The sequence below is a fragment of the Phytobacter sp. genome (assembly GCF_059074235.1).
Genome location: NZ_JCACPZ010000001.1, coordinates 508,608 through 534,659, shown reverse-complemented (window position 1 = coordinate 534,659; position 26,052 = coordinate 508,608). Strand labels below are relative to the sequence as shown.

Annotated in this window: 25 protein-coding genes; 6 read left to right on the top strand and 19 right to left on the bottom strand. The window is 53.8% G+C overall.

Annotated elements, in window-relative coordinates; genetic code table 11:
• The first annotated feature begins 27 nt into the window (after positions 1 to 27).
• Positions 28 to 2,106 carry a YccS/YhfK family putative transporter gene (locus AC5JPW_RS02445; RefSeq protein ID WP_494238082.1) on the top strand — a complete coding sequence of 693 codons (2,079 nt, stop codon included), beginning with the start codon at positions 28 to 30 and terminating at the stop codon, positions 2,104 to 2,106.
• Here AC5JPW_RS02445 and argD read toward each other — a convergent pair.
• The 6 genes from argD to AC5JPW_RS02415 all read right to left on the bottom strand — a co-directional run bounded on the left by argD (position 2,103) and on the right by AC5JPW_RS02415 (position 6,896).
• Positions 2,103 to 3,323 (bottom strand): bifunctional acetylornithine/succinyldiaminopimelate transaminase, encoded by a 1,221-nt coding sequence (argD, locus tag AC5JPW_RS02440; RefSeq protein ID WP_494238081.1) that lies wholly within the window; start codon positions 3,321 to 3,323, stop codon positions 2,103 to 2,105. The two genes, AC5JPW_RS02445 and argD, sit on opposite strands and share 4 nt — an antisense overlap.
• Positions 3,324 to 3,402: 79 nt before the next feature.
• Complete coding sequence (gene pabA / locus AC5JPW_RS02435; protein ID WP_494238080.1) at positions 3,403 to 3,975, bottom strand: aminodeoxychorismate synthase component 2; 573 nt, start codon at positions 3,973 to 3,975, stop codon at positions 3,403 to 3,405.
• Positions 3,976 to 4,005: 30 nt separating this feature from the next.
• Complete coding sequence (locus AC5JPW_RS02430) at positions 4,006 to 4,608, bottom strand: putative adenosine monophosphate-protein transferase Fic (protein WP_494238079.1); 603 nt, start codon at positions 4,606 to 4,608, stop codon at positions 4,006 to 4,008.
• Positions 4,598 to 4,768 carry a YhfG family protein gene (locus AC5JPW_RS02425; protein WP_494238078.1) on the bottom strand — a complete coding sequence of 57 codons (171 nt, stop codon included), beginning with the start codon at positions 4,766 to 4,768 and terminating at the stop codon, positions 4,598 to 4,600. Before AC5JPW_RS02425 ends, AC5JPW_RS02430 begins: the two co-directional genes overlap by 11 nt.
• Before the next feature lie 107 nt (positions 4,769 to 4,875).
• On the bottom strand, positions 4,876 to 5,448 hold the full coding sequence (gene ppiA, locus AC5JPW_RS02420; RefSeq protein WP_494238077.1) for a peptidylprolyl isomerase A: 573 nt from the start codon (positions 5,446 to 5,448) through the stop codon (positions 4,876 to 4,878).
• A gap of 152 nt (positions 5,449 to 5,600) precedes the next feature.
• Complete coding sequence (locus AC5JPW_RS02415) at positions 5,601 to 6,896, bottom strand: cytosine deaminase (RefSeq protein WP_494238076.1); 1,296 nt, start codon at positions 6,894 to 6,896, stop codon at positions 5,601 to 5,603.
• A gap of 242 nt (positions 6,897 to 7,138) precedes the next feature.
• On the opposite strand from AC5JPW_RS02415, the gene nirB reads away from it, so the two are divergent.
• From nirB to cysG, 4 genes are all read left to right on the top strand, one after another.
• A complete protein-coding gene (gene nirB / locus AC5JPW_RS02410; protein ID WP_494238075.1) occupies positions 7,139 to 9,682 on the top strand; it encodes a nitrite reductase large subunit NirB in 2,544 nt (847 codons plus the stop codon).
• The gene (gene nirD / locus AC5JPW_RS02405; RefSeq protein ID WP_494238074.1) at positions 9,679 to 10,005 is read left to right on the top strand and encodes a nitrite reductase small subunit NirD; all 327 of its coding nucleotides are present in this window, start codon (positions 9,679 to 9,681) and stop codon (positions 10,003 to 10,005) included. Before nirB ends, nirD begins: the two co-directional genes overlap by 4 nt.
• 69 nt (positions 10,006 to 10,074) lie before the next feature.
• Positions 10,075 to 10,884 carry a nitrite transporter NirC gene (gene nirC, locus AC5JPW_RS02400; RefSeq protein ID WP_494238073.1) on the top strand — a complete coding sequence of 270 codons (810 nt, stop codon included), beginning with the start codon at positions 10,075 to 10,077 and terminating at the stop codon, positions 10,882 to 10,884.
• Positions 10,885 to 11,023: 139 nt separating this feature from the next.
• Positions 11,024 to 12,388, top strand: coding sequence for a siroheme synthase CysG (cysG, locus tag AC5JPW_RS02395; protein WP_494238072.1), 1,365 nt, complete (start codon positions 11,024 to 11,026; stop codon positions 12,386 to 12,388).
• A 93-nt stretch (positions 12,389 to 12,481) separates the two neighbouring features.
• On the opposite strand, the gene trpS is transcribed toward cysG, so the two are convergent.
• From trpS to AC5JPW_RS02335, 12 genes are all read right to left on the bottom strand, one after another.
• Positions 12,482 to 13,486, bottom strand: coding sequence for a tryptophan--tRNA ligase (gene trpS / locus AC5JPW_RS02390; protein ID WP_494238071.1), 1,005 nt, complete (start codon positions 13,484 to 13,486; stop codon positions 12,482 to 12,484).
• Positions 13,479 to 14,240: a phosphoglycolate phosphatase gene (gene gph, locus AC5JPW_RS02385; protein WP_494238070.1), complete on the bottom strand. Its 762-nt coding sequence runs from the start codon at positions 14,238 to 14,240 to the stop codon at positions 13,479 to 13,481. The genes trpS and gph overlap by 8 nt, the downstream gene beginning before the upstream one ends.
• The gene (rpe, locus tag AC5JPW_RS02380; protein WP_494238069.1) at positions 14,233 to 14,910 is read right to left on the bottom strand and encodes a ribulose-phosphate 3-epimerase; all 678 of its coding nucleotides are present in this window, start codon (positions 14,908 to 14,910) and stop codon (positions 14,233 to 14,235) included. The genes gph and rpe overlap by 8 nt, the downstream gene beginning before the upstream one ends.
• 74 nt (positions 14,911 to 14,984) lie before the next feature.
• Positions 14,985 to 15,806 carry an adenine-specific DNA-methyltransferase gene (dam, locus tag AC5JPW_RS02375; protein WP_494238068.1) on the bottom strand — a complete coding sequence of 274 codons (822 nt, stop codon included), beginning with the start codon at positions 15,804 to 15,806 and terminating at the stop codon, positions 14,985 to 14,987.
• 67 nt (positions 15,807 to 15,873) lie between these two features.
• Positions 15,874 to 17,175, bottom strand: a complete 1,302-nt coding sequence (gene damX, locus AC5JPW_RS02370) for a cell division protein DamX (RefSeq protein ID WP_494238067.1) — start codon at positions 17,173 to 17,175, stop codon at positions 15,874 to 15,876.
• Between the two features lie 89 nt (positions 17,176 to 17,264).
• Entirely contained in the window at positions 17,265 to 18,353 is a 1,089-nt protein-coding gene (aroB, locus tag AC5JPW_RS02365) for a 3-dehydroquinate synthase (protein WP_494238066.1), read from the bottom strand.
• 55 nt (positions 18,354 to 18,408) lie between these two features.
• Positions 18,409 to 18,930 carry a shikimate kinase AroK gene (gene aroK / locus AC5JPW_RS02360; RefSeq protein ID WP_494238065.1) on the bottom strand — a complete coding sequence of 174 codons (522 nt, stop codon included), beginning with the start codon at positions 18,928 to 18,930 and terminating at the stop codon, positions 18,409 to 18,411.
• 293 nt (positions 18,931 to 19,223) lie between these two features.
• Positions 19,224 to 20,474 (bottom strand): DNA uptake porin HofQ, encoded by a 1,251-nt coding sequence (hofQ, locus tag AC5JPW_RS02355; protein WP_494238064.1) that lies wholly within the window; start codon positions 20,472 to 20,474, stop codon positions 19,224 to 19,226.
• Positions 20,374 to 20,793 carry a HofP DNA utilization family protein gene (locus AC5JPW_RS02350; RefSeq protein WP_494238063.1) on the bottom strand — a complete coding sequence of 140 codons (420 nt, stop codon included), beginning with the start codon at positions 20,791 to 20,793 and terminating at the stop codon, positions 20,374 to 20,376. The genes hofQ and AC5JPW_RS02350 overlap by 101 nt, the downstream gene beginning before the upstream one ends.
• Positions 20,783 to 21,250, bottom strand: a complete 468-nt coding sequence (locus AC5JPW_RS02345) for a HofO family protein (protein WP_494238062.1) — start codon at positions 21,248 to 21,250, stop codon at positions 20,783 to 20,785. The genes AC5JPW_RS02350 and AC5JPW_RS02345 overlap by 11 nt, the downstream gene beginning before the upstream one ends.
• Positions 21,234 to 21,776: a PilN domain-containing protein gene (locus AC5JPW_RS02340; RefSeq protein ID WP_494238061.1), complete on the bottom strand. Its 543-nt coding sequence runs from the start codon at positions 21,774 to 21,776 to the stop codon at positions 21,234 to 21,236. Before AC5JPW_RS02340 ends, AC5JPW_RS02345 begins: the two co-directional genes overlap by 17 nt.
• Positions 21,773 to 22,558 carry a DNA utilization protein HofM gene (locus AC5JPW_RS02335; protein ID WP_494238060.1) on the bottom strand — a complete coding sequence of 262 codons (786 nt, stop codon included), beginning with the start codon at positions 22,556 to 22,558 and terminating at the stop codon, positions 21,773 to 21,775. The genes AC5JPW_RS02340 and AC5JPW_RS02335 overlap by 4 nt, the downstream gene beginning before the upstream one ends.
• A 120-nt stretch (positions 22,559 to 22,678) precedes the next feature.
• On the opposite strand from AC5JPW_RS02335, the gene mrcA reads away from it, so the two are divergent.
• Positions 22,679 to 25,231, top strand: a complete 2,553-nt coding sequence (gene mrcA / locus AC5JPW_RS02330; RefSeq protein ID WP_494238059.1) for a peptidoglycan glycosyltransferase/peptidoglycan DD-transpeptidase MrcA — start codon at positions 22,679 to 22,681, stop codon at positions 25,229 to 25,231.
• A gap of 32 nt (positions 25,232 to 25,263) precedes the next feature.
• Here mrcA and nudE read toward each other — a convergent pair whose 3' ends face one another.
• Complete coding sequence (nudE, locus tag AC5JPW_RS02325) at positions 25,264 to 25,824, bottom strand: ADP compounds hydrolase NudE (protein WP_494238058.1); 561 nt, start codon at positions 25,822 to 25,824, stop codon at positions 25,264 to 25,266.
• Positions 25,825 to 26,052: the final 228 nt, after the last annotated feature.

Here is a 26,052-nt window from a genome sequence, read left to right as displayed (position 1 = left end):
CTGGCAGTGCGCCGTTTTTGTTTCCCCATGTGGCGCAGGCTGATTTACCACCCCGAAATCAACTATGCACTGCGACAAACGCTGGTGTTATGCCTGCCTGTGACCGTTGGCTTGATTGTGGGCCGACTGGATTTAGGGCTGCTTTTCTCATTAGTCCCCGCCTGTTGCAACATCGCTGGTCTCGACACGCTGCATAAGCGCTTCTTCAAGCGCGTGATTATTGGCGGCTCGCTTTTTGCTGGCAGCAGTCTCGCGGTGCAATTTTTGCTTTTTGAAAACATCCCCCTGCCGCTTATTTTGACCCTGTTGACGCTTATCCTCGGTGTCACTGCAGAAATCAGCGCGCTGCACGGCAGGTTGCTCCCCGCGTCACTGATTGCCGCCATTTTCACCCTGAGCCTTGCGGGCAATATGTCGGTATGGGAACCGCTGTTGATCTACAGCCTTGGCACGCTGTGGTATGGCGCATTTAACGCCTTCTGGTTCTGGCTCTGGCGAGAGCAGCCGCTGCGTGAGTCGTTGAGTTTGCTCTATCGTCAGTTGGCCGATTACTGCGAAGCAAAATACAGCATGCTGACCCAACACGCGGACCCGGAAAAAGCCCTGCCGCCGCTGCTGGCGCGTCAGCAAAAAGCAGTGGACATGATTAGCCAGTGCTACCAGCAACTGCATATGCTGGCGGCAAATCAGAATGGTGATTACAAAAGATTAAGGCGGGTCTTCCAGGTGGCGCTGGATTTACAGGAACACATTGCCGTTAGCCTGCATCAGCCCCAGGAAGTGCAGGAACTGGTGGAACGCAGCCACGCTGAAGAGGTGATCCGCTGGAACGCGCAAACCGTCGCTGCACGGTTGAGGGTAATCGCGGACGATATTCTCTATCACCGCTATCCCCAGCGTTTCAACATGGAAAAGCAGATCAGTGCGCTGGAGAAAATTGCCCTCCAGCATCCGGATAACCCGGTAGGCCAGTTCTGCGCCTGGCATTTCAGCCAGATTGCCCGTGTGCTGCGTACTCAGCGCCCACTCTATATTCGCGATTTAATGGCAGAAAAGCAGCGCCGTCTGCCGCTCATTCCGGCGTTGAAAAGCTACCTCTCCTTCAAATCCGCGGCCTTACGGAACGCCGCACGCATCAGCGTCATGCTGAGCGTAGCCAGCCTGATGGGCAGCGCGCTGCATTTGCCTAAACCCTACTGGATTATGATGACGGTCATGTTCGTCACTCAGAACGGCTACGGCGCAACGCGGGTGCGCATCCTGCACCGGGCGGCAGGCACTATGGCTGGGTTGATTATCGCCGGGGCCACGCTGCACTACCATGTGCCGGAGGGCTACACGCTCGCCACCATGCTTATCGTCACGCTGATAAGCTACCTGATCATTCGTAAAAGCTACGGCTGGGCGATGGTGGGCTTTACCCTGACGGCGGTGTACACGCTCCAGTTACTGACGCTGAATGGTGAGCAGTTTATCGTGGCCCGGCTTATCGATACCCTGATTGGTTGTTTGATTGCCTTTGGCGGCATCCTCTGGCTCTGGCCGCAGTGGCAAAGCGGGCTGCTGCGTCGTAACGCCCATGATGCTCTGGGTACTTACCAGGAGGCTATCCAGCTTATTCTCAGCAACGATCCGCAGGCTACGCCACTGGCCTGGCAGCGAATGCGCGTCAACCAGGCTCACAACGCTTTATTTAACTCGCTCAACCAGGCGATGCAGGAGCCCGGTTTCGATACGCGCTATCTGTCGGATATGAAATTGTGGGTTACCCACAGCCAGTTTATTGTCGAGCATATCAATGCCATGACAACGCTTGCGCGCGAGCACACCATGCTCACGCCGGATTTAGCGCAGCGGTACTTACAGTCGTGTGAGATTGCCCTGCAGCGCTGTCAGCAGCGGCTGGAGTATGACGGGCCGGGAGAGTCGGGGGATGTAAATATTCTGGAAGCGCCGGAGACGATGACCCACGGCCCGATGAGTACGCTGGAACAGCATCTGCAACGTATTCTGGGGCATCTGAGCACCATGCACACCATTTCGTCGGTAGCATGGCGTCAGCGCCCACATCACGGTATCTGGTTAAACCGTCGGTTACGACGTTAGCCGTTAACCACTTTTGCAACCGCTTTAGCAAAGCGGCTCATGCCTTCTTCGATATCGCTCTCTTCAACGATAAGCGCAGGCGCAAAACGCATCACATCAGGCCCGGCATTCAGCACCATCACCCCTGCATCAGCAGCAGCCAGCAGGAAATCACGTGCACGGCCTTTGAATTGCGGTGTCAGTTCAGCACCAATCAACAGGCCCATGCCGCGAATATCGCTGAAGATATTGTACTGCGCGTTGATGTTTTGCAGATGCTTCACAAACAGCTCGCGCTTCGCATTCACCCCGTTTAAGACTTCCGGCGTGTTAATGATATCGAACGCGGTACCGGCAACGGCACAGGCCAGCGGGTTACCACCGTAGGTGGAGCCGTGAGAGCCCGGATGGAACGCACTGGCAATCTCCTGCGTGGTCAGCATGGCGCTGACGGGGAAACCGCCGCCGAGTGCTTTGGCGCTGGTGAGGATATCCGGCGTCACGCCGTAATGCATATAGGCAAACAGCTCACCACAACGGCCCATGCCGCACTGCACTTCATCAAACACCAGCAGCGCATTGTGCTCGTCACAGAGATCGCGCAGCCCCTGCAGGAACTCCGGCGTCGCAGCCGTCACGCCGCCTTCCCCCTGGATCGGCTCAACAACAACCGCACAGGTATGATCGTCCATTACCGCTTTGACCGCATGCAAATCGTTAAACGGCACGTGGATAATATCGGCGGGTTTCGGGCCAAAACCGTCAGAATATTTCGGCTGACCGCCCACGGTGACCGTGAAGAGCGAACGACCATGGAAAGCATTATGGAAGGCGATAATTTTGGTTTTGTGCGGGCTATGGCGGGTGGAGGCATAAAAACGCGCCAGCTTGAACGCCGTTTCGTTGGCTTCAGTGCCGGAGTTCATGAATACGACGCGCTCAGCAAAAGTCGCATCAATCATCTTACGCGCCAGACGCAGCGCCGGTTCATTGGTGAATACGTTGCTGATATGCCACAGGGTTTCGCCCTGGGTTTTTAATGTTTCTACCAGTGCCGGATGACAGTGCCCCAGCGCCGTCACCGCAATGCCACCTGCAAAATCAACGTACTCTTTGCCCTGCTGATCCCAGACGCGGCTGCCCTTAGCTTTCACCGGAATAAATTCGGCCGGTGCGAAGATAGGTAAAATAACGTCATCGAAGGTTGCGCGCGTGATTGCGTCTTGCTGAGTTGCCATGTGACCCCACCCTTGTTAAATAAGAAGCAGAAGTGAAAATATAATCACGAAATATGCATAAAAAATCACTCAATGGCAACTAAAAATCGGTGCGATGCAGAAAGTTATTCAATAGCGCATGCCCCTGCTCACTGAGGATACTTTCCGGATGGAACTGCACCCCTTCCAGATCCCACTGGCGATGGCGAATGCCCATAATCTCCTGCGTTTCGCTTAGTGCCGTGACCTCAAAACAGTCCGGTAGCGACGGGGGGTCGATGAGCAAAGAGTGGTAACGCGTGACCGTAAGCGGGTTGTTCAACCCCTGAAAAACGCCCTTTCCCGTATGGGTAATCGGTGACGTTTTTCCGTGCATAACTTGTCTGGCGCGGACAATGAGCGCACCAAAGGCCTGAGCAATAGCCTGGTGCCCAAGGCAAACACCCAGGATCGGTATCACGCCAGCGTAATGGCGGATAACCTCAAGCGAAATGCCCGCGTCATCAGGCGTGCAGGGGCCGGGAGAAATGACAATCTTTTCGGGCGCGAGCGTCGCAATGTCCGCGAGGGTTATCTCATCGTTACGTCTGACCTCAACCTGCGCGCCCAACTCGCAAAAATATTGGTACAGGTTCCAGGTAAAAGAGTCGTAATTGTCGATAAGCAGGATCATGGCGGCCTCATAAATGTGTGCCGCCCTATTCTACTCAGTTTCGCTGGCTTCGCTTACCACTTTGCCAAAGATTGCCCTCAACGGAGCCAGGTCACCCATCGCCCCGGCCTGATTCGCCTCAGCCCATGCCTGCGGCTCGATTCCGCGCCAGTCGAGTTGGTAGCCAGCGTGCAATGCCAGTTGCTCGAAGAAAATGCGCTGCGTGATGCCGTTACCGATCCGAAAAGGATGCAGCACATTGATTTCGCAGTAATAGTGCGCCAGACGCTCTACAAATTCGTCTTCCCCAAGCCCCTGCAGCCAGTCTTCACCTTCCAGGCTGCGCATCAGGGCATTGCCCTCTTTCTCGATGTACTCGAAATGGCAGAAACGGGTATCACCCTGGTAGATGTCGACTTCGCGAAACTCGCCCGCCCAGGCAAAAATATCCTGATAGATATGACGATGAATCGCACACAGATGAGGCAGACCGCGTGCCTTTGGCCCAAGTTCAAGGGTGGCCGCACGCAAAGCCGTTAGCTCATACGCGGCCTGTTCGAGACGCTGCGCCTGGTGAATATCCAGCACATTACGCATGACGTTGATGCCAGGGTAGAGATAAGGATCGCGACCATTGCCGAATTTATCGCTCATAGTGCCTCCTCAGCTCTTCCAGGCGCACATTGGCCTCTTCAGCCGTTAGCGTGACCAGCGGACTATCGACATTCTCAAGACGACGGCTGGCCTGAAAATTGACGTTGCGCTGCTGCTCCCAGAGTCGGGATTTTTGTCGGTCGGTGAGTTTTTTCGTCATGACGCCTCCCTGATATCTCGCTCATTTGCCACAAGTATAAGCAGCATTTACGCGTTACGCAGGGAGGGTATGTCAGCACGAGTCAGTATGACCCGTGCCCAAAAGGCTTACGGCAGGACTTTCGCTGAGAGGATAACCACAGGTTTTGACGGCACATTCTGGTATGGGCCAACATCATGAGTGGGTACCTGAGAAATTTTATCGGCGATATCCATACCTTTCACAATTTTACCAAAGACGGCATAACCGAAATCACGCTGACCGTGGTCAAGGAATGCATTGTCGGCCACGTTGAGGAAGAACTGGCTGGTCGCACTGTCTTTGTCTGCCGTACGCGCCATGGAGATGGTGCCACGGGTGTTACGCAGGCCATTGTCGGCTTCGTTTTTGATTGGCGCGTTAGGCTGCTTCTGCTGCATTTGTTCGTTAAAACCGCCGCCCTGAACCATGAAGCCCGGGATTACGCGGTGAAAGGTGGTGTTGTTATAGAAGCCACTGTTCACATAATCGACAAAGTTTTTCACCGAAACGGGGGCTTTCTGCTTGTCCAGCTCCAGTTCAATGTTGCCGGCGGAGGTGGTGAGCAGAACATGAGGATCACCTTTTGCCGCGAGCGCGGAAGTGGAGATCACAGAGAGGGCACATACAGCCGCAAAAGCCGCCAGAGTCGATTTAACCATGAGGTTTCCTTAACGAAATGCAGGTAAGAAAGCGAGTGGCTTGATTCTAAAGAGCAGTCCGCCAGCAGGCCAGCCTTTTACTTAATTTTACGCAATTGAAACACATGTAAACTGAACTGACCACGCATCGCGTGGCCATTCTGCTACCGCCTTCACTTTGCAGGGCGACTAAACAGCACTTCTTCACCACCGCTGTCCGTTTGCACCCAACTTTGCGCCAGTTGCGTGGTGGCAATAATGCGCCCCTGACGAATCGACCAGCGTACCGGCGACTGGCAACGTACCGCATCAAAGCCGCTGGTTACCGGCAGAATAATCATATTGGCCGGGTTCCCCGTCGCAATCCCGTACTCCTTCAGGCCAAAAGTGCGCGCACTGTTGTGGGTAATGAGGTTCACACCCTCATCAATTTGCTGATAACCCATCAGTTGGCAGACGTGGAGCCCCATGTGAAGCACCTGTAACATATTGCCCGTCCCGAGCGGATACCAGGGATCAAACACATCATCATGCCCAAAACAGACGTTGATGCCGGCCTCAAGCAACTCTTTCACACGCGTCACGCCACGCCGCTTCGGATAGTCATCAAAGCGCCCCTGCAGGTGGATATTAACCAGTGGGTTGGCAACAAAGTTAATCCCGGAGAGTTTGAGAAGGCGGAACAAACGAGAGGTATATGCGCCGTTGTAGGAGTGCATCGCCGTGGTATGGCTGGCCGTAACCCGCTCGCCCATCTCCATTTTCAGCGCCAGCGCGGCGACAGTTTCCACAAAGCGCGACTGCTCATCGTCAATTTCATCACAATGGATATCCAGCGGCCGATCGTATTTTTTCGCCAATTCAAAAGCAATGTGGAGCGATTCAACACCGTACTCGCGGGTAAATTCAAAGTGAGGAATCGCCCCCACCACATCAGCCCCCAGCCGTAACGCCTCTTCCAGCAAGGCTGCTCCGTTGGGGTAAGACAAAATCCCCTCTTGTGGGAAAGCAACAATTTGCAGATCTATCCAGGGCGCGACCTCCTGTTTGACCTCCAGCATCGCTTTCAGCGCCGTCAGACTGGGGTCTGACACATCCACATGGGTGCGCACGTGCTGGATGCCGTTCGCCATTTGCCACTTCAGCGTCAGCCAGGCGCGCTTTTTGACATCCTCATGACTGAGCAGGGCTTTCCGTTCAGCCCAGCGCTCTATTCCTTCAAAGAGAGTGCCTGACTGGTTCCAGCTCGGCTCGCCTGCCGTCTGGGTGGTATCAAGGTGGATATGTGGCTCAATAAACGGCGGTAATGCGAGGCCGCCGCGCGCATTCAGCACCTCATAACTTTCATTCTGCACCGCACCCATTGGCGTAACGTCACCAAAGCGCCCCTTCTCAATGGCTATTTGCCATAGCCCTTCACGTCCCGGCAGATGGACGTTCTGAACCAGCCAAAGTGGTGTTGCCGACATACCTCTACCCCCTGGGGTTAACGCTGAAACGTTGTTTCAGGCAATTGCCATAAATCCGCTCTCTTTTTTGTACACAATTTCCGCAATCATGAAAAGCCTGACAGATCCGCAACTTAGAAAACTCATGAAAAATCAATTATCTACCCATTAAGTGGTAGGTGAAGATGTAATTGATGTACATCAATAACTACCCCTGCTGAATCGTTAAGGTAGGCAGTAATAGAAAAGAAATCGAGGCAAAAATGAGCAAACTCAAACTCGCTATCATCGGTAACGGCATGGTCGGCCACCGTTTCGTTGAGGATCTTCTCGACAAATCCGACGCCAGTCAGTTCGACATTACCGTTTTTTGTGAAGAACCCCGTAAAGCCTACGATCGCGTTCACCTGTCTTCCTATTTTTCGCACCATACTGCGGAAGAACTGTCGCTGGTACGTGAAGGGTTTTATGAAAAACATGGCGTCAACGTGTTGGTTGGCGAACGTGCTATCACCATCAACCGTCAGGAGAAGGTGATCCACTCCAGCGCTGGTCGTACCGTCTATTACGACAAACTGATCATGGCAACGGGTTCATACCCGTGGATCCCGCCGATCAAAGGCTCTGAAACCCAGGACTGCTTTGTTTACCGCACCATCGAAGATCTGAACGCCATTGAATCCTGCGCGCGTCGCAGCAAACGTGGCGCCGTGGTCGGCGGTGGTCTGCTCGGTCTGGAAGCGGCCGGTGCACTGAAAAACTTAGGCGTCGAAACCCACGTTATCGAATTTGCCCCGATGCTGATGGCAGAACAGCTTGATCAGATGGGTGGCGAACAGCTTAAGCGCAAGATTGAAAGCATGGGCGTGCGCGTGCACACCAGCAAAAACACCAAAGAGATCGTTCAGGAAGGCACTTCAGCGCGTAAAACCATGCGCTTTGCCGACGGCACCGATCTGGAAGTCGATTTTATCGTCTTCTCTACCGGTATTCGCCCACGCGACAAACTGGCGACCCAATGTGGTCTGGAAGTGGCTCAGCGTGGCGGCATCAAAATTAACGATACCTGCCAGACCTCTGACCCGGATATCTACGCGATTGGCGAGTGCGCCAGCTGGGATAACCACGTGTACGGTCTGGTCGCCCCTGGCTACAAAATGGCGCAGGTTGCTGTAGACCACATCCTCGGCAACGATAACGCCTTTGCCGGTGCGGACATGAGCGCCAAGCTGAAACTGCTGGGCGTGGACGTAGGCGGTATCGGCGATGCGCACGGTCGTACACCGGGTGCGCGCAGCTACGTCTACCTGGACGAAAGTAAAGAAGTCTATAAACGTCTTATCGTCAGCCCGGATAACAAAACGCTGCTTGGCGCGGTGCTGGTGGGCGACACCAGTGATTTCGGCAACCTGCTGCAACTGGTACTGAACGCCATTGAGCTACCGGAAAACCCGGACGCGCTGATTCTGCCGTCTCATGCAGGCAGCGGCAAACCGTCTATCGGCGTGGACAAACTGCCGGATAGCGCGCAAATCTGTTCCTGCTTCGACGTGACCAAAGGTATGCTGGTCGCCGCGATCAACAAAGGCTGCCACACCGTTGCAGCGCTGAAAGCAGAAACCAAAGCCGGTACCGGCTGCGGCGGTTGTATCCCACTTGTCACCCAGGTGCTGAATGCGGAACTGGCAAAACAGGGTATCGAAGTCACCAACAACCTGTGTGAACACTTCGCTTACTCCCGCCAGGAGCTGTATCACCTTATTCGCGTTGAAGGCATCAAGTCCTTCGACGAGCTGCTGGAAAAATACGGCAAAGGCTACGGTTGTGAAGTCTGTAAACCGACCGTCGGTTCGCTGCTGGCATCCTGCTGGAACGAATACGTTCTGAAACCGCAGAACACGCCACTGCAGGATACCAACGACAACTTCCTGGCGAATATCCAGAAAGACGGCACTTACTCTGTTATTCCACGTTCTGCCGGTGGCGAAATCACTCCGGAAGGGCTGATGGAAGTGGGCCGTATCGCCCGTGAATTTAACCTCTACACCAAAATCACCGGTTCTCAGCGTATCGGCCTGTTCGGCGCACAAAAAGATGACCTGCCGGAAATCTGGCGTCAGCTGGTGGAAGCGGGCTTCGAAACTGGTCATGCGTATGCCAAAGCACTGCGTATGGCGAAAACCTGCGTGGGCAGCACCTGGTGCCGCTACGGCGTGGGCGACAGCGTGGGCTTCGGCGTTGAGCTGGAAAACCGCTACAAAGGTATTCGTACTCCGCACAAAATGAAGTTCGGCGTCTCTGGCTGTACCCGTGAATGCGCCGAAGCGCAGGGTAAAGACGTCGGTATTATTGCCACCGAGAAAGGCTGGAACCTGTACGTGTGCGGTAACGGCGGGATGAAACCGCGTCATGCTGATCTGCTGGCGGCGGATATCGACCGCGAAACCCTTCTCCAGTACCTGGACCGCTTCATGATGTTCTATATCCGTACCGCGGATAAACTGACTCGTACCGCACCATGGCTGGATAACCTGGAAGGCGGCATCGACTACCTGAAGAGCGTCATCATCGACAACAAACTGGGCCTTAACGACCAGCTTGAAGCCGAAATGGCCCGTCTGCGCGACGCCGTTATCTGCGAATGGACGGAGACTGTGAACAACCCGCAGGCGCAGGTTCGCTTCAAACACTTTATCAACAGCGACAAACGCGACCCGGCGGTACAGGTTGTGCCAGAGCGCGAGCAACACCGTCCGGCCACACCGTATGAACGTATTCCGGTTATGTTAGTGGAGGAAACCGTATGAGCCAGTGGAACACTATCTGCAAAATCGATGATATCGTCCCGGCAACAGGCGTCTGCGCGCTGCTGAATGACAAGCAAGTCGCTATTTTCCGCCCGCGTCATGACGACCAGATTTATGCCATCAGCAATATCGACCCGTTCTTCCAGGCAAGCGTGCTCTCCCGTGGCCTGATTGGCGAACACAATGGCGACCTGTGGGTCGCCAGCCCGCTGAAAAAACAGCGTTTCCGTTTACGTGACGGGCTGTGCATGGAAGACGAAAGTCGTTCCGTGGCCCATTTTGACGCACGTGTAAAAGACGGTGTCGTGCAACTTAAAGCGTAATTTTCAGTGGGGGTGCAATGCCCCCACTTTTTAAACCTTTTTCTTTTTTAACTTTGGGTAATCAACACTATGTTTACAGACACTATTAATAAGTGTGCGGCTAACGCTGCGCGCATTGCACGACTCTCAGCGAATAACCCGCTCTCCTTCTGGATAAGCTCTGCTATGGCAGGTGCGTATGTGGGCTTAGGGATTATTTTGATATTTACCCTCGGTAATCTGCTCGACCCGTCCGTGCGTCCGCTGGTGATGGGTGCCACCTTCGGTATTGCGTTAACACTGGTCATCATCGCCGGTTCTGAACTGTTCACCGGCCACACCATGTTTCTGACGCTGGGCGTTAAAGCAGGCACCATCAGCCAGGGCCAGATGTGGGCCATCCTGCCACAAACCTGGTTAGGCAACCTGCTGGGTTCTGTTCTGGTGGCGCTGTTGTACAACTGGGGTGGCGGTAGCCTGTTACCGCTGGATACCAGCCTCGTCCACACTGCCGCGCTAGCAAAAACAGCTGCACCCGCAGGCGTACTGTTCTTCAAAGGGGCACTGTGTAACTGGTTAGTGTGCCTGGCAATCTGGATGGCAATCCGTACTGAAGGTGCGGCGAAGTTCCTCGCCATCTGGTGGTGTCTGCTGGCGTTTATCGCGTCTGGCTATGAGCACTCCGTTGCCAACATGACGCTGTTCGCCCTCTCCTGGTTCGGTCACCACAGCGAGGCTTATACGCTGTCTGGTATTGGTCATAACCTGTTGTGGGTCACCCTCGGCAATACTTTCTCCGGCGCCGTGTTTATGGGCCTGGGTTACTGGTATGCTACGCCAAAAGCCGAACGCCCGTCCGTTGAGAAGACAGCGAAGAGCCAACCAATTACAACCAACTAATAAAGACACAAATAATTCGTGTTGCAGGCAGGCGGCAAAGCAGCGAATCCCCAGGAGCTTACGGGTGTAAGTGACTGGGGCGAGCGAGGCAGCCAACGAACCTGCGGCGCGAAGAATGACGTGTATTTGAGGTGATGTCGTGGACCACTTACCCATTTTTTGTCAATTACGCGAACGCGACTGCCTGCTGGTAGGCGGTGGTGATGTCGCAGAACGTAAAGCCCGACTTTTGATGGACGCTGGTGCACGACTTACCGTGAACTCGCTCGCCTTCGTTCCCCAGTTCCATGTCTGGGCGAACGAAGGCATGCTGACGCTGGTAGAAGGTAATTTCGACGAAAGCCTGCTCGACCCTTGCTGGCTGGTGATTGCCGCAACGGATGACGAAGCGGTTAACCAGCACGTCAGTGACGCAGCGGAATCGCGCCGTATCTTCTGTAACGTAGTGGATGCGCCGAAACAGGCGAGTTTCATCATGCCTTCGATTATTGACCGCTCCCCACTGATGGTGGCGGTCTCTTCCGGCGGCACTTCCCCGGTGCTGGCACGCCTGCTACGTGAAAAGCTGGAATCGATTCTGCCGCAGCACCTTGGGCACGTTGCCAGCTATGCCGGTAAACTGCGCCGTCGGGTAAAAGACCACTTTGCCAGCGTCGCTGAACGCCGCCGTTTCTGGGAAAAGCTGTTCGTTAATGACCGCCTTGCGCAGTCGCTGGCCAATCAGGACAGCGCCGCTGTTGAAGGGATCACTGAACAACTGCTGGCTGAACCGCTGGATCATCGCGGTGAAGTGGTGCTGGTCGGCGCAGGTCCGGGCGATCCAGGATTACTGACGCTCAAAGGTTTGCAACAGATCCAACAGGCTGACGTGGTGGTATATGACCGCCTGGTCTCCGACGAGATCATGAATCTGGTGCGTCGTGATGCAGACCGCGTGTTCGTCGGCAAACGCGCCGGTTATCACTGCGTTCCACAAGAAGAGATTAACCAGATCCTGCTGCATGAAGCCCAGCAGGGCAAACGCGTGGTACGCCTGAAGGGCGGTGACCCGTTTATCTTCGGGCGCGGCGGTGAAGAGCTGGAAACCTTATGCCATGCAGGTATTCCGTTCTCAGTGGTGCCGGGTATTACCGCAGCATCCGGCTGCTCTGCCTACTCCGGCATTCCGCTGACTCACCGCGATTACGCGCAAAGCGTGCGACTGGTGACGGGACATTTGAAAACCGGTGGCGAGCTGGACTGGGCTAATCTGGCTGCCGAAAAACAGACGCTGGTCTTCTATATGGGCCTGAATCAGGCGGCAACCATCCAGCAAAAACTGATGGAACACGGCATGCAGGTTGATATGCCCGTGGCGCTGGTGGAAAACGGCACGTCAGTGAAACAGCGTGTCGTCAGCGGTGTGCTAACGCAGCTTGGTGAACTGGCGCAGCAGGTGGAAAGTCCGGCGCTAATTATTGTGGGCCGCGTGGTGGGCCTGCGCGATAAGTTGAAGTGGTTCTAGCAAAAATCATGGCTATAACAGCCTGATGCCCTCACCCACGGGTGAGGGCGTACAGACTAAAAATGGCAACCGAGGTTGCCATTTTGCTTTTACCTACGGCTTCGCGACAAAGCCAATGGCTTCATACACGGCCTTCAGCGTCTGAGAAGCATGCGCGCTGGCTTTCTCTGCACCCTCTTTCATGATCTTCTGCAGGAAGGCTTCATCGTTGCGGTAACGGTGGTAGCGCTCCTGAAGCTCAGTCAGCATGCCAGAGACGGCCTCCGCGACTTCCCCTTTCAGATGACCATACATTTTGCCTTCAAAGTGCTGTTCCAGCTCAGGAATGCTCTGACCAGTGACCCCGGAGAGAATATCCAGCAGATTAGAAACGCCCGCCTTCTCTTTGACGTCGTAACGTATAACAGGCGGCTCATCACCGTCGGTCATGGCACGTTTGATCTTCTTAACGACTGATTTCGGGTCTTCCAGCAGGCCGATAACGTTATTACGGTTATCGTCAGACTTGGACATCTTCTTGGTCGGTTCCAGCAGAGACATCACACGTGCACCGGATTTCGGGATGAACGGCTCAGGCACTTTAAAGATATCGCCGTAGATCGCGTTGAAGCGCTGGGCGATATCACGGCTCAGCTCAAGATGCTGTTTCTGGTCTTCGCCGACCGGCACCAGATTGGTCTGATACAGCAGGATGTCCGCTGCCATCAGCACCGGGTAGTCAAACAGCCCGGCATTGATGTTTTCAGAGTAGCGTGCAGATTTGTCTTTGAACTGCGTCATACGGCTCAGTTCGCCGAAGTAGGTATAGCAGTTCAGCGCCCAACCCAACTGCGCATGTTCCGGCGCATGAGACTGGACGAAGATGGTGCTTTTCTCAGGATCGATTCCGCATGCCAGATAGAGCGCCAGTGTGTCCAGAGTCGCTTTACGCAGCTTCTCAGGATCCTGACGCGCTGTGATGGCATGCAGGTCAACGATGCAGTAGATGCAGTGATAGTCATCCTGCATGTTTACCCACTGACGCAACGCACCCATGTAGTTACCAATGGTCAATTCACCTGAAGGCTGTGCGCCACTAAATACGATGGGTTTAGTCATGTTTCACGTCCTGATTTTCACTGTGCGAAAGCCCGAGTGCGGGCAGTAATTCGTTGAAGCGGTCGTACACATAGTCCGGCTCGCTTAAGGTAATGGCTTCGCCGTAATTGTAACCATAGGTCAGGCCTACGGAGCAACAGCCTGCCGCTTGAGCTGCGAGGATATCGTTACGGGAATCACCCACAAACAAGAGCTCATTCGGTGCCAGGCCCAGCTTCTCCGCAACCAGCAGCAGCGGCTCCGGGTGCGGCTTCTTGTTCTTCACGTCGTCACCACCGATGACCACACTGAAATATCCGGCAATGCCGAGTGCTTCAAGCAGAGGCGCAACAAACGGCGTTGGCTTGTTGGTTACCAGCGCCAGCGGCAGGCCTTTGGCATGAAGAGCTTCCAGCGTCTGGGCAACATCCGGGAACAGGAAACTCCCCTCTTCAACCGACTCCGCATAGTAGCGATCGAACAGCTTACGCAGCATGAACGCCTGCTCTTCCTGCGGGATATCCGCGGCACTGACGGCAGGTTTGCCTGAAGAGCTACGCTGTGCATTACGCTCCTGCAAAGACCAGGTCAGTGCACGCGACATCAGCACATCCGCACCGTTACCAATCCAGGTGATCACGCGCTCTTCACCGGCCTGAGGGAGTTCCAGCGCATAGAGCGCGTTGTCTACTGCCGTGGTCAAACCCGGCGCGCTGTCGACCAGTGTCCCGTCGAGGTCAAATGCGACCCCGCGAATTGCCTGCAATTTATCCATGACTTACCTTTGCCAGTTCACTGCGCATTTCATCAATAACTTTTTTGTAGTCCGGCTGATCGAAGATCGCAGAACCTGCAACAAACATATCCGCGCCAGCAGCAGCGATATCACGAATGTTGCTGGCTTTTACCCCCCCGTCGACTTCAAGACGAATATCAAAGCCTGACTCGTCAATGCGACGGCGCACTTCACGCAGTTTGTCCAGGGTATGAGGAATGAAAGACTGACCACCGAAGCCCGGGTTAACCGACATCAGCAAAATGACATCCAGCTTATCCATCGCGTAGTCGAGATAGCTCAGCGGCGTCGCCGGGTTAAAGACCAGCCCGGCTTTACAGCCCTGCTCTTTAATCAGTTGCAGCGTGCGGTCAACGTGCTCGGAGGCTTCCGGGTGGAAGGTAATGATGCTTGCGCCTGCGGCAGCAAAATCCGGGACCAGACGGTCAACCGGTTTCACCATCAGGTGCACGTCAATCGGTGCGGTGATGCCATAGTTACGCAGTGCTTTGAGCACCATCGGCCCCATGGTCAGATTCGGCACGTAATGGTTGTCCATCACGTCAAAATGCACCACGTCGCCACCTGCGGCCAGCGCATTTGCTGTATCTTCACCCAGACGGGCGAAGTCAGCTGAGAGAATCGAAGGGGCAATCAAAAACTGTGTCATCCGCATCTCCTTGAGAAGAAAATAAAGTCATTTTACAGGCTAAGGTGAACGCGTAACGACGGCGAAAACAGGAGCTACACGGTCGTCGGACGATACAGCGCCAACAGTTCATCCACCTTTTTGCGTGTCCCGCCGTTGCTGCTAATGCTGCGTCGCACTTTCACCACATGCAGTTTTGCCTGACTGTACCATTCACGGGTAAGCGCCGTGTCATGGTTGGAAATCAATACCGGGATTCTGTTGCTTACCAGATTCTCCGCAATAGAGGCGAGGTGTGCCTGCTGCTCGAGAGTAAAACTATTGGTATGGTAAGCCGTGAAGTTCGCCGTTGCAGAAAGCGGGGCATACGGTGGATCGCAGTACACAACTGACCTGGCATCCGCACGCGCCATACTGTCCGCGTAGGATTCGCAGTAAAAGAAGGCATTCTGCGCCTTTTCGGCGAAATGATACAACTCCGCTTCCGGGAAGTAGGGCTTTTTATAACGGCCAAACGGTACGTTAAATTCTCCGCGCAAATTGTAGCGGCAGAGTCCGTTATAACCATGGCGATTGAGATACAAAAAGAGCGCAGCACGACGCAATGGATCCCGGCTCTGGTTAAACTCACTACGCAGTTGGTAGTAAACGTCAGACTGGTTAGTTTCCGGGGTAAACAGCGCCCGTGCAGCTTCAACATAACCGTCAACATTGTCTTTGACGATGTTGTAAAGGCTTATCAGGTCACTGTTGATATCCGCAAGAATATAACGGGAATATGAAGTATTGAGGAAAACAGAACCCGCACCGACGAAGGGTTCGATAAGACAATCACCCGAAGGCAAATGTCGTTCAATATCGGTAAGCAGGGGGTATTTCCCCCCTGCCCATTTTAGAAAAGCGCGATTTTTTTTCATGCTGGATGATTGATTACACTCTCTCCGGCTGTGGAGACAGCTCCGACAGCATCCTGCGCTTTAAACATTACTTGAGATCGGCCTGAACCTGGTGCAGCGGCTTCGCCCACGGGTTTTTCGCCTGTACATCAGATGGCAAGGTTGCAACTGCGCGCTTGGCATCTTCTTTCGAAGCGTACACACCGCTCACCAGCACATACCAGGGCTGACCATTACGGGTCGTCTGATAAACCACGAAGTTTTTCAGATTTTCCTTTTTCGCCCAGGCATTCAGGTTGCTGGAGTTAGATGAGCTGCTCAGCTGTAGCGTGTAGTGGCTACCCGGTGCAGATTTCAGCGAACCCACGTTACCCGTAGCCCCTCCGCTAGCAGCCGGCGCCGCAGCGGTCGCAACAGGAGCAGACGCAGGAGCAGCGGTTGCCGCTGGCGTTTTCGGTGCGGTAGCTGTCGCAGCAGGTGATTTGACCGGTGCTGCCGCTACGGTTTCAGTATGCTTAGGCTGCTGAGCAGCAGGAGGCGTAACTGATTTCGGTTCAGCTTTGGCTACAGGTTGCTTAACCTGCGGCTTCGGCTCGATCACCATCTGTTTACGTTCTGGACGTGAAGCAGCAACGTTGTTTTCCACCGCTGCGCTATGTGCAGTATTGGCATTACCGCCACGTACCGGAGCAACGGTTGCAGGTTCGGTCGGCAACGTACTGTTGGCGACAACGTTATTAATTTGAGTCTGACCCTGTGGCGTAGACAGTGCACTGTTCAGATCACCCTGCACTTCCAGACGTTGCTGGCCTTCCGGCGCAGCAGGGGCCTGACTTTGAGAAGGTGTCGAAGAAATTGGCGGCAGAGAGATATCGCGGGATGCATTCGCATTCGCAGCAGTATCTTGGGTAGCGGAGTTGCCTGGAGCAGGCTGTGCGCCATTCGCTTGATCGGCTGCAGTGCCACTGTTGCCAGAAAGGTCGATATTCTTTTCAGTCGATGCAGCTTGATTCGCCGCAGGGGTGGACGGCGCTTTGAGGGCTGAGCCAATTCCCACGATGAGTAACAGGAGCACAAGAATGCCCACACCCATCATGACGTACTGGCGGGAAGCCGGCTTAGTTGCAGCCGCTTTCTTACGCTTGCGTGGACGGCGTTCAGCACGTTCCTCGTCAAGTGACTCCTCTTCCGCTTCGTATTCTTCTTCGTACTCGTCACGCTCATCCCGCACCTTGCGGGAACGCGAAGGACGGTGATCGTCAGCTTCCAGATCAACGTCATCAAAGTTGATCTGCGGCTCATCGACGCGCTCTGAAGATTGACGAGAACGACCAGTACGACGATCGCTTGGATCGGGTTTCAGATCGTCTTCTGGTTTGAATTCATCCATTTAACACCCCACTCAAAGGCTTATGCCAACCACCTGTGCATAAAACCCGAATTTAAACACCGCGCGTACGCGGCAAACCTTTCTAATTGTTACGCCTGCTGGCAATCAGCAATAGCGCCAAGAACAACTTCTTGTGACACTCCGCCACGTACTTCACTCTTCCCTATCGCCAGCGGGAGCACTAAACGTAACTCGCCAGCCAACACTTTTTTGTCACGCAGCATATGTGGAATGTACGCCTGAGCAGACATTTCCTGCGGTCCGCTTACAGGTAACCCGGCGCGTTTGAGCAGGGCAATAATGCGCTGCGTGTCTTCTTGACTAAATTGACCCAAACGTTCAGAGGCTCGGGCAGCCATCACCATACCCGCGGCGACGGCTTCGCCATGCAGCCAGTTGCCGTAACCCATTTCGGCTTCTATTGCATGACCAAAGGTATGTCCCAGATTGAGTAAAGCACGTAAGCCTGTTTCGCGCTCGTCAGCAGCCACAACTTCGGCTTTCAGCTCACAACAACGACGAATACAATAGGCCATCGCCTTGCCGTCCAGACGCAATAATGCATCCAGGTTTTCTTCCAGCCAGTCGAAAAATGCGCCATCAAGAATGATGCCGTATTTAATGACTTCAGCCAGACCGGACGACAGCTCGCGTGCTGGCAATGTAGAAAGGCAATCAAGATCAACCACGACTGAGGCCGGTTGATAGAACGCACCAATCATGTTTTTGCCAAGAGGGTGGTTTACCGCTGTTTTCCCGCCGACTGAGGAGTCGACCTGAGAAAGCAAAGTGGTAGGAACCTGAATAAAACGAACGCCGCGCTGATAGCTGGCTGCAGCGAAGCCGGTGAGATCACCGACCACTCCGCCACCCAGTGCAACAAGCGTTGTGTCACGACCGTGGGGTTTTTGCAAAAGTGCGGTAAAAACAGTGTCCAGCACCGTCAGGCTCTTATACTGCTCGCCATCCGGTAAGACCACGCTGTCAACCTTCACACCCGCCGTTTCCAACACCTGACGGACTTTGTCGAGATAGAGTGGAGCCAGTGTTTCGTTGGTGACCAGCATAACCTGATCACCAGACTTCAGGGGTAAGAAGGAAGCTGGGTCGTTGAACAAACCAGCCGCGATGGTGATAGGGTAACTACGTTCCCCAAGAGTGACTGTAATCCTCTCCATGACGCGACATCCACCTTAAATGCTTAAACCCGCAGGCCTGTGAGTTGAGCCAGAATCAGTTGCTTTCCAGCATATTAATTATCTGGTTTGCGACAACTTTTGCGCTCTGATCGTCAGTACGAATGGTAACGTCGGCAATCTCTTCATAGAGTGGATTGCGTTCATCAGCCAGCGCCACCAGCACTTCACGCGGCGGCGTTTCCACCTGCAGAAGTGGACGTTTTTTGTCACGTTGTGTACGAGCTAATTGTTTTTCGATGGTGGTTTCCAGATAAACCACGACACCTCGGGCGGAGAGACGATTACGGGTTTCGCGAGATTTCACAGAGCCGCCGCCGGTAGCCAGTACAATTCCCTGCTTTTCCGTCAGCTCATTGATGATCTTTTCTTCGCGATCGCGGAAACCTTCTTCACCTTCTACATCGAAGACCCAGCCCACATCAGCTCCGGTTCGTTTCTCAATCTCTTGATCAGAATCGTAAAATTCCATATTGAGTTGTTGAGCTAACTGACGCCCAATAGTGCTTTTGCCGGCACCCATAGGCCCAACCAGAAAGATATTGCGTTTCTCTGCCATTTTTTCGGTACTACTAAGACTATTCGTTGATGATAAACCTGCTTCGTTGACACCTTGCGGAGCAGGACATGAACTGAAACCTCATATACGTAAGTTCGAGAGTCAGACCAAAAATTATCTCAGTACTATGACCGTTTTGGCAACTGAATAAATCACTAACTACCCGTAGACACCATTTAGGGTAGCTGGCATTCGCTGACTCTCAAATCGGTACTCCTTGTAAGCTAAATCATCTCTCACGTCAAACACCTGTATCGAGTTCAGCAGAAAAAGCGGCATGTAATATGTATCAATCAACGAACAGGGACCAGGCGTGGTGTAATAAAGACCACCAGTTCCCGGCGTTCATTATCTTTACCATCATGACGAAATAACCTTCCGACCCAGGGAATACTCCCCAGAACGGGCACACTGTCGGTTCCGGTTTTGTTTTTTTGCGAAAAAATGCCACCCAGCGCCAGCGTCTCTCCGCTTTTAATTTCCACTTGTGTTTCGATTTCCTGCTTATCGATAGCCAGCACTTCGCCGTCGGCCTGTTGAAGGACTTGCCCGGGCACATTCTGGGTAATGCGCAGCTTCAGGCGTACACGTCCTTCCGGGAGAACAGTGGGAGTCACCTCCATACCCAGTACCGCCTCTTTGAATTCCACCGAGGTTGCACCACTCTCCCCGCTAGAAACCTGATACGGAATTTCACTCCCCTGCTTGATGCTGGCCGGTTGCATATGGGAAGTCAGCAGACGCGGGCTGGCAATGATCTCCAGTTGCTGTTTTTGCTCAAGCGCAGACAGTTCAAGATCCAGCAAGCGACCGTTAATCGTACCAATGTTAAACCCCACCCGCGTACTGGCGCTTTCCACGGATACATCGGCTGAAAGTGTCGACACTTGCCCCCGTTTAGCGGGTTTCGTGGCATCGCCTAATCCCCATTTTACCCCTAGTTCGCGCAGGCTTTTTTCATTAATGGTGACAATATTCGCCGCCAGCTCTATCTGCTCAACAGGAAGATCCATTTGCACCACCCATTTTTCCAATGCGATGAGTGCAGCTCTATTGTCACGTATCAGCAAGCGATTCAGGCGTTTATCAACGGTGATACTCCCCTTAGGCCCGAGCAGTTTTGCTCCCGTTTTAGCCAGTTCATCAGCATCGGCGTAGCGCAATGTCAGGCTACGATCCTCAAGAGGCAAGTTTTGTTTTTGTTTTTCCAGAGCCGCTTCGCGTGCATCCCGCTGCTGCTGTTGCCAGGTTGCGGAGTGCACATGCAAAATATTCCCTTCTGCCCGCATCGTCAGACCGGTGCTGGAGAGCACCGTTTGCAGGGTCTGTTGCCAGGGAACATCTACCAGGTGAAGCGACAAGGTGCCACTCACATCAGGCGAAATCACCAGGTTATGTTTTTCCAGTTCCGCGAGTGACTGCAGAACTTGCACGACCGGCACATCATCTACGGTCAACGTCACCAGCGGGGATGGTTTCTCCTTTGCGTTCACGTTCGCTATTGCGAGGCAAAGACAGATTAGGACCACTTTGCTTTTTATCATCCTGAGTTCCTTCTCGTTTCCAGTGCCAGTCTCCCGGCGAGCATCCCTCACCGTTTTCAAGGGTCACTTCTTCCTTATTAAGACGAATCACTCGCCAGCCACCGGACAGCATTTTGCCTTCACTTACACGCCACCATATTCCAACGGGATCACGCACGATCCCCACAATTCGATCGTTCACAGCAACCATACCGTGGTAACGCCAGAGCGACATGCGCGTAAGCTCACAGCGATCGGGAACAGGCTGAAAGGGATCGCGCATCCCGACAATAAGGGGCAGCAGCAAAAAGCAAAATGCGAGTGCACGTTTAGCGGCCATGATCCCGCTCCAGCTGTAAAGTAAAGTGCAACCCGCTCTCTTTTTGCTCCAGAGAAAATGCCGCTGCGCGCATGTTGCGTTCAGCAAGATGAATAAATGTTTGCGGTACCTCTGCCCACTGCGCCGCCAGTGCCATTTCGCCGCCAGAAGCAGTAGGTTGCCAACGAATCAACTGTCGACCTGAGGACTGAAATAAGAGCGGAGAAAATGCCTCACCTTCACCACTATTTATCTGTTCCGCTTCGATTGGGGGCTTGAGATTCATCAACTCTTGCCAGCGTGTCAGGCATTCCTGCCGTCGCTCGGCCCACTTTGCTTCAATCGTTAACTGTTCCGTTTTACCCGGAAGAACCAGAGCCCACCAGCAGAACCCCAGAATCAGCGCGACGGCAATGATACCCGTCAGGCCACGAACACGAGGGGAAAGGGCATACCAGAATTCAAGACCGTGTATCATCCCCGCCCTCCCTCTCAAGCTCGTAACGAAACTGCCAGCGCCCCTGAGCATCACGCTCGGTCGAACCTGTTTGCTTCAGCCGAAAACCATGAGTCGCTTTTAGCGCCAGCTCAAGCTCGCTTAATGCCGCAAAAGTGTGGGTGAGGCCAGTAAGCTCAAGACGCCCCTGCCGGAAGTGGAGACCTGTCAGCCAGGCATCGTCTGGCATCTGTTCAGCAAGTGAATGTAGCCGCGCCTGCCATTCACGCGTAATCTGTTGCCGCTGGGCCCTGGCCTGCTGCTGAATCCACTGCTCACGCAATGCTCTGAAGCCTGGCTCGCGTGATGAAATACTCGCAAGCACTTCGGCTTCCGATTGCAGCCAAAGCGAGGCCATCTGTCTGTCAAAACGGGCAACGGCCTGCAATCCTAAGGTCATACCGGTGATCACCACGCCAGCAAGCACAATCCCGCTGAACCAAAAATGGCGACAACGCTGACGTCGCCGCTCCCGCCAGGGTAAAAGATTAACCGCCCGCCCACTCACAAGTGATGTCCCAACGCGAGCCCAATCGCCACTGCAAAACGCGCACCTTGCGCAGGTAAGGGAGGGTGGCGCTGCGCTACGGCTTGCCAGGGGTCAAATCCCTGCTCCTCATCGGAACAAAGCACCATTTCACGCTCAGAAACACCTAACCGGGAAGCCAGTAACAGAGGTGAACTCACCTCCTTGCAGGACTGTCGCCCCCACGCAGCCCGCGTTGCCCAGAGCCACTGCGACTCATCCTGCCAGATGAGGCATTGACCAGGAGGATTCAGGAAAGGGATAAACTGTTGTAATGCGCTGGCATCCGGCGTCACTGCCGAAACATTCAGTTGTAAGGACTTTGCCAGCGTCAGTAGTTCGGCTACTTCTTTATGTTGTGCTGCGGTGACGCTGTAGGTGGGTGAAAGCGTATCTTCGATATAATCAAAGTGCAGGTCGGTCGCCGTCATTTCCAGTTCGCGAGCCAAAGAGTGAGAAAGCCAATGGGCGAGTTCGTTTTCCCGCAGTTTCATCGCCGGTTGGGGCACCCGCTTTTGCAACGTTCGTGCGGCAGGAAACGCCAGTCGAATACAGTGACGCTGCGGTAACGTCTTACGCCAGGGCGCTAAAGTCGTAAGCAGGTGTTGCGGCACGCGCAACTGCCCGTTTTCCATTGTTCCAGTGGGGAGTTCCATCTGCCACCAACGGCGTAATGACCAGCCCGCTCGACCCGACGTCAATGCGACGCCAACCACGCTATCTTGCTGAATATGCAGTCCAATCTGCCAGTGCCCAAATGCCATAAATCACGATCTCCTTATCGCCGGGAAAGATGACGGCTCTATCAATGCATCAGGCTTGCATTTATACTACCGCGCGGTTGTTTATAAACTGCCCAAATGAAACTAAATGGGAATCCTCCGGTGAAGTTCGTAAAGTATTTATTCATCCTTGCAGTCTTTTGCATTCTGCTGGGAGCAGGTTCGATTTATGGTTTGTACAAATACATTGAACCGCAGCTACCTGATGTCGCCACGCTCAAAGACGTGCGACTGCAAATCCCGATGCAGATCTACAGCGCCGATGGCGAATTGATTGCGCAATACGGGGAAAAACGACGCATCCCGCTGACCTTAAGTCAAATTCCACCTGAAATGGTGAAAGCCTTCATTGCGACGGAAGACAGCCGTTTTTATGAGCATCATGGCGTCGATCCAGTAGGGATTTTCCGCGCCGCAAGCGTTGCCTTGTTCTCAGGCCATGCTTCACAGGGGGCAAGTACTATTACGCAGCAACTGGCGCGTAACTTCTTCCTGAGTCCGGAACGCACCTTGATGCGTAAAATAAAGGAAGTGTTCCTCGCAATACGTATTGAGCAGTTGCTGACAAAAGACGAAATCCTCGAGCTTTATCTCAACAAGATCTACCTCGGCTACCGTGCCTATGGCGTGGGTGCAGCGGCGCAAGTCTATTTCGGTAAATCGGCGGACCAGTTGACGCTAAGTGAAATGGCCGTCATTGCCGGCCTGCCAAAAGCACCGTCAACCTTTAACCCGCTCTACTCAATGGATCGTGCAACAGCACGCCGCAACGTGGTGCTGTCGCGTATGTTGAGCGAAGGGTATATCACCCAGACTCAGTACGATCAGGCCCGGGCCGATACCATTGACGCTGATTACCATGCGCCAGAAATCGCCTTCTCTGCGCCATATCTCTCTGAAATGGTGCGTCAGGAAATGATGACGCGCTACGGTGAGAAAGCCTATGAAGATGGCTACCGCGTCTACACCACCGTGACGCGCAAAGTGCAGCAGTCTGCTCAGGATGCCGTGCGTAATAACGTCATGGATTACGATATGCGCCACGGCTACCGTGGCCCATCAAACGTATTGTGGAGACCGGGCGAAGCCGCATGGGATACGAAAAAAATCACCGATTCCCTGAAAGCGTTACCGTCCTATGGCCCGCTGGAACCGGCGGTTGTGACCGCCGCAAACCAGCAGGAAGCAATGGCAATGCTGGCGGACGGTACTTCCGTGTCACTGCATATGGACGGTGTACGTTGGGCACGCCCTTATCGTTCTGATACGCAGCAAGGGGCAACCCCGCGTAAAGTGACCGATGTCGTACAGACCGGACAGCAAATTTGGGTTCGCCCGGTGAATGAAACCTGGTGGCTGGCGCAGGTGCCGGATGTTAACTCCGCGCTGGTGTCGATCAATCCTCGCGATGGCGCGGTACTAGCCCTTGTCGGCGGTTTTGATTTTAACCAGAGCAAATTTAACCGTGCTACCCAGGCGCTGCGTCAGGTGGGCTCCAACATCAAGCCATTCCTCTACACCGCAGCGATGGATAAAGGCCTGACGCTTGCGAGCATTCTCAATGACGTGCCGATTTCTCGTTGGGATGCGGGTGCAGGCTCTGACTGGCAACCGAAAAACTCCCCGGATGAGTACGCTGGACCAATTCGTCTGCGCCAGGGTCTCGGGCAGTCCAAAAACGTGGTGATGGTGCGTGCGATGCGTGCGATGGGTGTCGATTATGCCGCTGAGTATTTGCAGCGTTTCGGCTTCCCGGCGCAGAACATCGTCCACACTGAATCACTGGCATTGGGTTCCGCTTCCTTTACCCCGATGCAGGTCGCACGTGGTTACGCCGTTATGGCTAACGGCGGTTTCCTGGTTGACCCGTATTTCATTACCAAAATCGAGAACGATCAGGGCGGCGTACTGTTTGAAGCCAAACCTAAAATTGCCTGCGCTGACTGCGATATCCCGGTGATTTATGGCGATACGCCGAAATCTAATGTGCTCGAAAATAAAGACATGGAAAACGTGGCGACCTCTCAGGAGCAGCCAAATGCCGCCGTGCCGATGCCGCAACTCGAGCAGGCGAACCAGGACCTTGTCGTGAAAAGTGGTGGGCAAGAATACGCACCGCATGTCATCAGCACGCCGTTGTCGTTCTTAATCAAAAGCGCGCTCAACAGTAACGTGTTTGGCGAACCAGGCTGGCAAGGTACGGGCTGGCGTGCGGGTCGCGACCTGAAGCGTAATGATATTGGCGGTAAAACCGGTACCACCAACAGTTCAAAAGATGCCTGGTTCTCCGGATATGGCCCGGGCGTTGTCACCTCGGTCTGGATTGGCTTTGACGATCATCGTCGCGATCTCGGCCGTACGACGGCATCAGGGGCGATCAAAGATCAGATCTCCGGATATGAAGGTGGAGCAAAAAGCGCACAACCGGCGTGGGACGCTTATATGCAATCCGTCCTCAAGGGGGTGCCAGAAGAACCGCTCACCCCACCACCGGGTGTCGTGACAGTCAATATCGATCGCGGGACGGGGCAGTTAGCCAGTGGCGGAAGCAGTCGACAGGAGTACTTCATCGAAGGGACACAGCCGACGCAGCAGGCGGTGCATGAAGTGGGCACCGAGATCATCGATAACGGTGAAACGCACGAACTGTTCTGACGAAAACAAAAAAGGCGCGAAAGCGCCTTTTTTTACAACCTGCCCTGACCTTTTAGCCACTCTCTGAGTAAGAATAGCGCACTGACGTTGCGGGCTTCGTTAAAGTCTGGATCTTCAAGCAGATCCATCAAATGAGCCAAAGGCCATCGCACTTGCGGCAACGGTTCTGGCTCATCACCAGGAAGCGATTCAGGATAGAGATCCTCTGCCAGCAGGATATTCATTTTGCTGGAAAAATAAGACGGCGCCATGCTGAGCTTTTTAAGGAATGTCAGTTCCCGGGCACCAAAACCCACTTCTTCTTTTAATTCCCGGTTCGCCGCCTCATACATGTTTTCTCCCGGATCAATTAATCCCTTCGAAAACCCTAATTCATAGGATTCAGTACCGACGGCATATTCGCGAATAAGGATAATGTGATCGTCTACAATAGGGACAATCATTACCGCCTCACGGGAAGAAGGCCGCATACGCTCGTAAACGCGACGTACACCATTACTGAATTCCAGATCCACGCTTTCAACGTTAAACAATCGTGAAGAGGCAACGGTTTCAACGTTAAGAATGATGGGTTTTTGCAATGATTCGCTCATTATTATCGGTCTTTCCAGAGAATACTGACATTATTGTGCGACACACTGGCGCATTTGGGCAATGTCATTTGCCTGGCATTTACATTTTCGTAACCTCATTTTAGATATTTTCCAAATAAACCTAAAAGTCAAGAGGTTGAAATAAAACTAAGAATTTGCTGATATTCCCTCTATAAGGGCTTTGCTACCCTTGGAAAGGCTGTGAGGCATGTAAAGATTAAAAACACG